This window comes from Variovorax sp. 01T439_2 (assembly GCF_056398445.1).
Genome location: NZ_JBFTPJ010000486.1, coordinates 1 through 8,418, shown reverse-complemented (window position 1 = coordinate 8,418; position 8,418 = coordinate 1). Strand labels below are relative to the sequence as shown.

General features: G+C 67.1%; 5 protein-coding genes and 1 pseudogene. 2 read left to right on the top strand and 4 right to left on the bottom strand.

The window, feature by feature from the left end; genetic code table 11:
* A partial coding sequence (locus tag AC1DOC_RS21150; protein ID WP_478130424.1) for an EAL domain-containing protein occupies window positions 1–762 on the top strand: 762 nt, incomplete at its 5' end.
* A 12-nt stretch (window positions 763–774) separates the two neighbouring features.
* Here the strand turns inward: AC1DOC_RS21150 and AC1DOC_RS21145 are convergent.
* The 4 genes and pseudogenes from AC1DOC_RS21145 to AC1DOC_RS21130 all read right to left on the bottom strand — a co-directional run bounded on the left by AC1DOC_RS21145 (window position 775) and on the right by AC1DOC_RS21130 (window position 7,626).
* Window positions 775–2,703: a GspE/PulE family protein gene (locus AC1DOC_RS21145; protein ID WP_478081250.1), complete on the bottom strand. Its 1,929-nt coding sequence runs from the start codon at window positions 2,701–2,703 to the stop codon at window positions 775–777.
* A 109-nt stretch (window positions 2,704–2,812) separates the two neighbouring features.
* On the bottom strand, window positions 2,813–3,958 hold the full coding sequence (locus tag AC1DOC_RS21140) for a diguanylate cyclase domain-containing protein (RefSeq protein WP_478130423.1): 1,146 nt from the start codon (window positions 3,956–3,958) through the stop codon (window positions 2,813–2,815).
* A 127-nt stretch (window positions 3,959–4,085) separates the two neighbouring features.
* A pseudogene (locus AC1DOC_RS21135) lies at window positions 4,086–5,705 on the bottom strand (PAS domain-containing protein); the annotation flags it as partial.
* Between the two features lie 256 nt (window positions 5,706–5,961).
* Entirely contained in the window at window positions 5,962–7,626 is a 1,665-nt protein-coding gene (locus AC1DOC_RS21130; RefSeq protein ID WP_012747100.1) for an alpha-amylase family protein, read from the bottom strand.
* Window positions 7,627–7,686: 60 nt separating this feature from the next.
* Here AC1DOC_RS21130 and AC1DOC_RS21125 point away from each other — a divergent pair.
* On the top strand, window positions 7,687–8,418 hold a 732-nt coding region (locus AC1DOC_RS21125; RefSeq protein ID WP_478130422.1), incomplete at its 3' end, for an alpha-amylase family glycosyl hydrolase.

Genomic DNA, 8,418 nt, shown 5'->3' with positions numbered 1-8,418 from the left:
GCGAGATCCACTCCAGTGACCATCGGAACAACGGCGGATGCCTGCTTTCCCGGCTTCGACAGCGGGTTCGTCATGGCTTTCCAGCCGATCGTGGATTTCCAGCGGCGCGAAGTGTTCGCGCACGAAGCCCTGGTGCGCGGCACCTCGGGAGAGGGCGCCTTCGAGGTGCTCTCGCGCGTGAACCCGCGGCTGCGCTTCGCCTTCCACGAGGCCTGCCGCGTGAAGGCCATCGAAACCGCTTCGGCGCTGGGCATGGAGTCGCGGCTGAGCCTCAACATCCTGCCCAACGACGTGGCGGGGCATCAGGACGAGTGCTTCCACACCGCCATGCTGGCCGCGCAGCGCTGCAACTTTCCGGTGGACCACCTGATGTTCGAGATCACCGAGGGCGAACGCGTGGCGGACCTGCCCGCGCTGGCGTCGGTGTTCCGCACCTACAAGGACTACGGCTTCACCTCCGCCATCGACGACTTCGGCGCCGCCTATGCGGGCTTCGAGCTGCTGGCCGGCTTTCAGCCCGACGTGGTGAAGATCGACATGGGCCTGGTGCGCAACATCCACAACGACGCGGTCCGGCTCAGCATCGTGAAGGGCTTCGTGGGCACCTGCGGCGAACTCGGCATCCGCGTGGTGGCCGAAGGCGTCGAGGCCTCGGAAGAGGTCCATGCGCTGCGCGCGCTGGGCGTGGACCTGTTCCAGGGCTTCCTGTTTGCCAGGCCCGGCATCGCCATGCTGCCGGCCGTGGCGTGGGACGCCGCCTGAGACTGCAGCAGCTCAGGCGTTGCTGGTTGCGCGGACTTCCTCGATGGTGGTCTGCCCCGACAGGACCTTGCCGATGCCGTCCTGGCGCAGCGTGCGCATGCCCTCGCGCAGGGCGGCTTCCTGCAGTTCCTCGGCGCGCGCGCCGCTTTGCACCAGGCGCCGCAGCGTCCTGGAGATCACCATCAGCTCGTGGATGCCGACGCGGCCGCTGAAGCCGGTGTTGTCGCAATGCGTGCATCCGGGGCTCGAAAAGGCCTGCAGCCGGCCGTCGCGGCCGTGCTGGCCGAGCCAGCCGCTGTGCACGGCCTCGCGTTCGGCCGGCGTCTCCTGACCCGCGAACGCGTGCATGTAGTCGGCCAGCAGCTCCTCGACTTCCTCGGGGCGCATGGGGCGGCTCTGCAGGCAGTGGCTGCACAGGCGCCGCACCAGGCGCTGCGCCAGCACCGCGAGCAGCGAGTCCGCGAAGTTGAAGGGGTCCATGCCCATGTCCAGCAGCCGCGTCACGGTTTCGGGCGCGCTGTTGGTGTGCAGCGTGGAAAGCACCAGGTGGCCCGTGAGCGAGGCCTCGATCGCCGTCTTGGCCGTTTCCTCGTCGCGGATCTCGCCGACCATGATGACGTCGGGATCGGCGCGCACGAAGGCCCGCAGCGCCTTGGCAAAGGTCCAGTCGATGCGCGGATTCACCTGCACCTGGCGCAGGCCGGGCTGGGTGATCTCGATCGGGTCTTCGGCCGTCCAGATCTTCCGCTCCGGCGTGTTGATGTGCATCAGGGCCGAATGCAGCGTGGTGGTCTTGCCCGAGCCCGTGGGCCCGACGCACAGCACCATGCCGTAGGGGCGCTCCACCGCCTTGGTGAGCTCCGAGAGATTGCGCGGCGAGAGCCCGAGCTTGTCCAGCGCAATCGGCTTGGCCGAGGCCAGGATGCGCATCACCACGTCTTCGAGCCCGTTGGCCGTGGGGATGGTGGCCACGCGCAGCTCGATGCGGTGCTGCGGCGAGTACTTGGCGAAGTTGATCTTGCCGTCCTGGGGCTTGCGCTTTTCGCTGATGTCCAGGTCGCACATGATCTTCACGCGCGCGACCACCGCGTTGCGGTAGCTGGCCGGCAGCTCCAGGTGGGTGTGCAGCCGCCCGTCGCGGCGAAACCGGATGCGGGTCTTTTCCTTGCCCGGATAGCTCTCGATGTGGATGTCCGACACGCCTTCGCGGTGCGCGTCCACGATCATGCTGTTGATCATCCGCACCAGCGAGTTGTCCGACTGCTCGATGGCCGTCTCCTCGATGGCCGGTGCAGGGCGCTCTTTCTCGAGCGTGACCAGCAGGTCGCTGGTGCCCAGGCTGGTGCCCGGGCCGGGGCTGCTGCCGAGGCCCGCGCCGCCCAAGTCGAAGTCCAGCGGCCGCGAGGGATCGTGCACGACGGTCGGGTCGGCCGATTCGGTGCCGATCTTGCCGTAGGCCTTGTAGAGCACGGTGTCCAGCACCAGGCATTCGCCGATCACCGGCACCACCTTCCTCTGGGAGATGAACTCCACTTCGTCGATGGCCGCGTGGCGGCTGGCCGGATCGTCGAGCGCAAGGATGAGGCGCCCGTCGTGGATCATGAGCGGCATCACCTGCAGGCGGCGGGCCACGGCATGGCTGATGGTGCGCAGCGCGTCCACGGCCACCGGGAACTCGTGCAGGTTCACGAGCGGGTAGCCCATCTTGCGCACCAGTGCCGCCTGCAGCTGGGCCCGAGTCACCACGCCCATGCGCACCAGCGTCTCGCCCAGCGGCACGCTGCGGTCCAGCTGCTGCTGCTCGAGGCCGGCGCGCAGCTGCTCTTCCGTGAGCATGCCCAGCGCCATCAGGGCCTGGCCGATGCGCAGGATGGGCATGCGGCTCTGGACTTCCAGTGCGTGCAGCAATTGCTCGGGCGTGACGACTTCGGTGGGGGACATGAAATGGTTTCTCCTGTGAAGGGGATTCTGAGGCCGCCAGGGCGCGCTTGTCAGCAGGAATGCGTGCCTCGCCACCTGCATTGGCGATGGGCAACCACTACCAAAGTTCTCAATCGGAGAAGCCGAAGGTGTTGCGCCCCGCGGCCTTGGCGCGATAGAGCGCGGCATCGGCGCGTGCCAGCAGGTCGGCGGCGCCGGCCGAGGCGTCCGCGGCCTGGTGGAAGGCAATGCCGATGCTGGTCGTCACGTTCAGGCTGCGGCCATCCAGCTCGAAGGGGACGGTGCCCACCCGCTCCACGATCTTCCGCGCGACGGCCACGGCGGCTTCCCGCGTGTGCACGTTCTCCAGCACGACCACGAACTCGTCGCCCGCCAGCCGCGCCACGGTGTCGGTGCTTCGCACGCTGGCCAGCAGGCGCTGCGCATATTCCACCAGCACGCCGTCGCCTGTGGCGTGGCCGAGCGTGTCGTTGATGGTCTTGAAGTAGTCGATGTCGAGGAACAGCACCGCCAGCGCATTGCCCGAACGCTGCGCGCGGGCGATGGCGCCGGGCAGGAACTCGTTGAAGGCGAGCCGGTTCGCAAGGCCGGTGAGGGTGTCGATGCGCGCCAGGTCGATCAGCTTGCGCTCCACCGCCTTCAGGGCGCTGATGTCCAGGCTCAGCGAGAAGATGCCGCGCGTGCTGCCGTCGGGGCCGATGTCGGGCACGTAGCTCACGCGGGTGGTGCGGTCGGCGCCCTTGGTCCTGGTCTGCGCCTCGAACTCCACGCGCTCGCCGGCCAGTGCGCGCGCGATCATGGCCTTGCGCGAGAGATACAGCTCGGGGCCCGCGACGTCGCCGACGTGGCGCCCGAGGATCTCGGCCGGCTCCACGCCGAGCCATTCGCGGTAGGTGGCATTGGCGAAGGTGATGTTCTCGTCGCGGTCGATGTAGGTGATGAGTGCCGGCAGGTTGTCGGTGATGGTGCGCAGGCGCCTTTCGCTTTCGGCCTGCCGCAGCTCCGCGCGCTTGAGCGCGGTGATGTTGAAGGTCATGAGATAGAAACCCACGAGCCCGCCCTGCGGGTCCATGTCGGCCACCAGGTTGACCTGGAAGAAGCCATCCTTTCCATGCAGCGGCGCATGCACCGGAAAGCGCACCGACTTGCCCTCGCGCACCAGCGGAAGATAGGGCCGGATCTGACGGTGCACCGCCTTGCCCAGCGCCGAGCGCAGCGTGACGTTCTCGAGCGGGCCGCTGCCCAGCCCCGCCATCTGCCGCGCGCGGCTGTTGGCGAAGAGGCAGTTCTCTTTGCTGTCGAAATAGGGCCTTGCGTATGTTCACCTCGTCGGTGATGTCGAAGGTCATGGCGAACACGCCCTGCACCACGCCGTTGGCGTCGCGGTCGGGAATGTAGTGGGCCTTGAAGGTGCGCTCGCCGATGCCCAGCGCCGGATCGCCGGATTTCTCGACCACCACCGTCTCGCCCGCCAGCGCGCGCTCGTAGGCCGGCGCCACGATGGCAAAGTCCGACGGGCCGCGAACCTCCGGCATCAATTGCCCCACCATGGCCCGGTCCTTGTGCAGTGCCTTCACTTGGGCATTGACGAAGGTGTATCTCAGCGAGGAATCGACGTGCGAGACCAGCGCGGGGATGTTGTCTGCAATGACGCGAACCTGCGCTTCGCTGTGGGCCAGGCTGAATTCGATGCGCTTGCGCTCGGTCACGTCGGAGGTCATGGCGTAGTAGCCGCGGACCTGCCCGGCCTGGTCGCGGTCGGGGATGAGCTCGGTCTGGAAGTAGCGGTCTTCCTCGCCGCGCCTGGCTTCGCCGCGGCTCTCGAAGCTCACGGCCTCGCCGGCCAGCACGCGCCGCACGGCGGCGTCCACCGTCTCGTCCTCGCCGATGTCCTGCGCCGTGCGCCCGATCAGCTGGGCCGCGCCGCGGTCGAGCTTCCTGCACAGCGGGGCGTTCACGAAGGTGTAGCGGCCCTGCGCATCGACGTGCGACACCAGCGCGGGCAGGTTGTCGGTGATGTCGCGCAGGAACTTCTCGCTCGACTTGCGCTGCTGCATCAGCGTGTCGAAGGTGCGCGCGAGATCGCCGATCTCGTCGTGCCGGTAGGTGCGCGGCACGGCCGTCTGCAGGGCCGGGTTGTCCACGTCCAGCATGTGCCGGTGCAGGTGCCGAAGCGGCGTGAGCTGCTGGCGCACGAAGCCCAGCACCGCGGCCCCCGCGAGCATGGCGAGCACCACCGTGCCGATCCATGCCGAGCGCTCGATCGCGTCGACCCGGGCGAAGGCTTCCGTGCTCGGGTACATGGACCCCAGCACCCAGTTGGTCTGCGGGATGCGCTTGAAGGCGTACAGGCCGTGCACGCCCGCATGGTTGAAGCCTTCGGCCGCGCCTTCGTAGCCTTCGATCGGGCGTTCGATCTCGGGATTGCCGACTCCCTTCAGGCCCGTCTGGTTGATGATGCGCTCGGTGCGCGGATGGTCGATCACCACGCCTTCCGTGCTGGTGATGAACAGGTAGCCCGTCTCGCCGAATTTCAGGTCGGCGAGCTCGCCCAGGATGTTCCGGTCCTTCAGGTTGATGGCGCCCGAGATCACGTACCGCACGTTGCCGGCGGCGTCCAGCACCGGCTCGGTCATGGCGATCTGCGCCAGGCCGGTGAGCCGGTTGAGGTAGGGCTCGGAGATCACGCCGGCGCGGGCCGCGAGTGTTTGCTGGAAGTACGCACGGTCCTTGATGTTGACCTTGCCGGGCTGCTGCGCGCCGCTCAGGCTCGCGACCAGGTCGCCCTCGGCCGTGAAGAAGGCGACGTTGCTGAAAGCCTTGCGCAGCGATGGGTGCTTTTCGAGAAAGGCCTGCAGCGCCGGCGTGTCGGGAAACTCGTTGAGCGCTGTGCTGTCGGCGAAGGTCTCCAGCAGCGTGCGGCGGCTGACGAACTTCTGGTCGATGGTGTTCGCAATGGCCGACAGGCGGGCGAAGGCCTCGCTTCCGATGGAGGCCTTCATGCTGGTCTTGACCAGCTGCAGGGCGACCGTTGCAATGGCCAGGGTGGCCGCCAGGACGACCGCGGCGATGCCCAGGCCGAGGCGTGTGTTCAGGCTGATGCGGATGTTCCGAAGACCGGGCAATTTCATTGGCATGGACGTGCACCGCGACGAGATCCGCGCTGCGCCTGCACGTAGTGTGTCACGTAGTGTGTCAGAAGCGGGGAACGGGCCGCTTCGCGCAATCCCGCATGCGCCGCCGGCCCATGGCGCACCCTCACATCTCCTCGCGCTTGAGAAGATAGTCGAGCGGGCCGACGCGGAACCACCGGTAGCCGTAGGGCTCCAGCAGCATGCAGTGCTTTCCCTTCGAGTTGGCGCGGCTGTGCGCGTTGGAGAGCAGGTTGATCAGCTGCCCGCCGTGCCTGCCGAGCGCCTTGGCGCCGAGCTTTATTTCCAGCGGGCTGTCGCCCAGGTTGTGCACGAAGACCGCCGCGTTGCCGCGCCATTCGTAGCGCATCACGAGCACCGCGCGCTCCTCGTTGGGAACCACCTCGAAGTCGCCCCAGCCGATCTCCGGCACTTCCTTTCGCATGCGGAACACGCGTTCCATCCAGTTGAGCAGCGACTCGGGGTCGCGCCGCTGCGCCGCCACGTTCACATGCTCGAAGCCGTAGGCACCACCCGTGATCACCGGCAGCACCGGCTTGGAAGAGGTGGTGAATCCGCCCTGGCGCTCGGTGGACCACTGCATCGGCGTGCGCGCGCAGTTGCGCTCCGGCAGGCTCAGGTCGTCGCCCATGCCGATCTCGTCGCCGTAGCGGACCACCGGCGTGCCGGGCAGGGTGAGCATCAGGCTGTAGGCCAGCTCGAGGCGCCGCCGGTTGCCGCCGAGCATCGGTGCCAGCCTGCGGCGTATGCCGCGGTCGTACAGCTGCATGTCCTTTTCGGGGCCGAAGGCGGCGAACACGCGCTGGCGCTGCGCGGGCCGCAGGCGGCCCAGGTCGAGCTCGTCGTGGTTGCGCAGGAAGATGCCCCACTGCGAGGTCGCGGGGCGCGCCCGGGTCGCCTCCAGCGCCTTGGCCAGCGGCCGCGCGTCGGCCACGGCCATCGCATAGAAGAGGTGCTGGTTGACCTGGAAGTTGAACATCATGTGCAGCCGCTCGCCCTCGTCGCCGAAGTAGGCCATGTTGGTGCTGGGCAGCACGTTGGCCTCGGCGAGGATGATCGCGTCGCCCCGGCGCCACTGGAGCAGTTCGCGGAACTGGCGCAGCATGTCGAACTTCTCGGTCGGGCGCACGACCCTCGGGCCCTTGGCGCCGATCACGAAGGGCACGGCGTCCATGCGGAAACCCGAGACGCCCATCTGGGTCCAGAAGCCCATGATCTTCAGGATCTCCGCCTGCACGTCGGGGTTGGCGGTGTTCAGGTCGGGCTGGAATTCGTAGAAGCGGTGGAAGTACCAGCGCCTTGCGAGCTTGTCGAAGGTCCAGGTCGATTTCTGCACGCCCGGGAAGACCACACCATCGGTGTAGCGGGCCGGCTTCCTGTCGGACCACACATACCAGTTGTGATACTTTGACTTGCGGTCCCTGCGTGCCTGCTGGAACCACGGGTGCTGGTCCGAGGTGTGGTTCACCACCAGGTCCATCAGCACGCGCATGCCCAGGCGCGAAGCCGAGTGCGTGAATTCGACGAAATCGCCGAGCGTGCCGAAGCGGGGATCGACGTTGTAAAAGTCCGAAACATCGTAGCCGTCGTCCTGCCTCGGCGATGGATGGAAGGGCATCAGCCACAGGGTCGTGACACCCAGGCCGTGAAGGTACTCCAGCCGCCGTGTCAGCCCCTCGAAGTCGCCGCAGCCGTCGCCGTTGGAGTCCATGAAGGTTCCCACGGAGAGGCAATACACCACGGCGTTTTTGTACCAAAGGTCGTTGATCATGCCGGGGAACCTCCTGAAGATCGGAGCCTCGCAAACACGGAACACACGAAAGGAAACCCGATGTCGGCCGATGCTTGGTGGAAGAACGGAATCGTCTATCAGATCTATCCGCGTTCATTCCAGGACAGCGACGGAGACGGCATCGGCGACCTGCGTGGCATCCGCAAGCGGCTCGATTATCTGGTCGAGCTTGGCGTGGATGCCGTCTGGATATCGCCGATCTACCCCTCACCAATGGCCGACTTCGGGTACGACATATCCGACTACTGCAACATCGATCCGCGCTTCGGCACGCTCGAGGACTTCGACGCGCTCGCGGCGGAGTGCAAGGCGCGCGGCCTGAAGCTGGTGCTGGACTTCGTGCCCAACCACACCTCCGACCAGCACCCGTGGTTCGTGCAGAGCCGCGCTTCGCGCACCAGCCCCAGGCGCGACTGGTACCTGTGGCGCGACCCGGCGCCCGGTGGCGGCCCGCCCAACAACTGGCTCAGCAATTTCGGCGGTCCCGCGTGGACCTTCGACGAAGCCAGCGGCCAGTACTACTGCCACTCCTTCCTGAAGGAGCAGCCCGACCTCAACTGGCGCAACCGCGAGGTGCGCGAGGCAATGTACGAGGTGCTGCGCTTCTGGCTGCGGCGCGGCGTGGACGGTTTCCGCATCGACGTGCTCTACCACCTCATCAAGGACGACCAGTTCCGCGACAACCCGCCCAACCCGTCGTTCCAGCCGGGGCAGGATCCTTCGCACCGGCTGCTGGCGCTCTACACGACGGACCGGCCGGAGATGCAGGAC

Bases quoted from the DNA above. Each gene is read 5' to 3' on its own strand.
- AC1DOC_RS21145 (WP_478081250.1), bottom strand. From the start codon at position 2,703: ATGTCCCCCACCGAAGTCGTCACGCCCGAGCAATTGCTGCACGCACTG.
- AC1DOC_RS21130 (WP_012747100.1), bottom strand. From the start codon at position 7,626: ATGATCAACGACCTTTGGTACAAAAACGCCGTGGTGTATTGCCTCTCC.
- AC1DOC_RS21140 (WP_478130423.1), bottom strand. From the start codon at position 3,958: ATGGCGGGGCTGGGCAGCGGCCCGCTCGAGAACGTCACGCTGCGCTCG.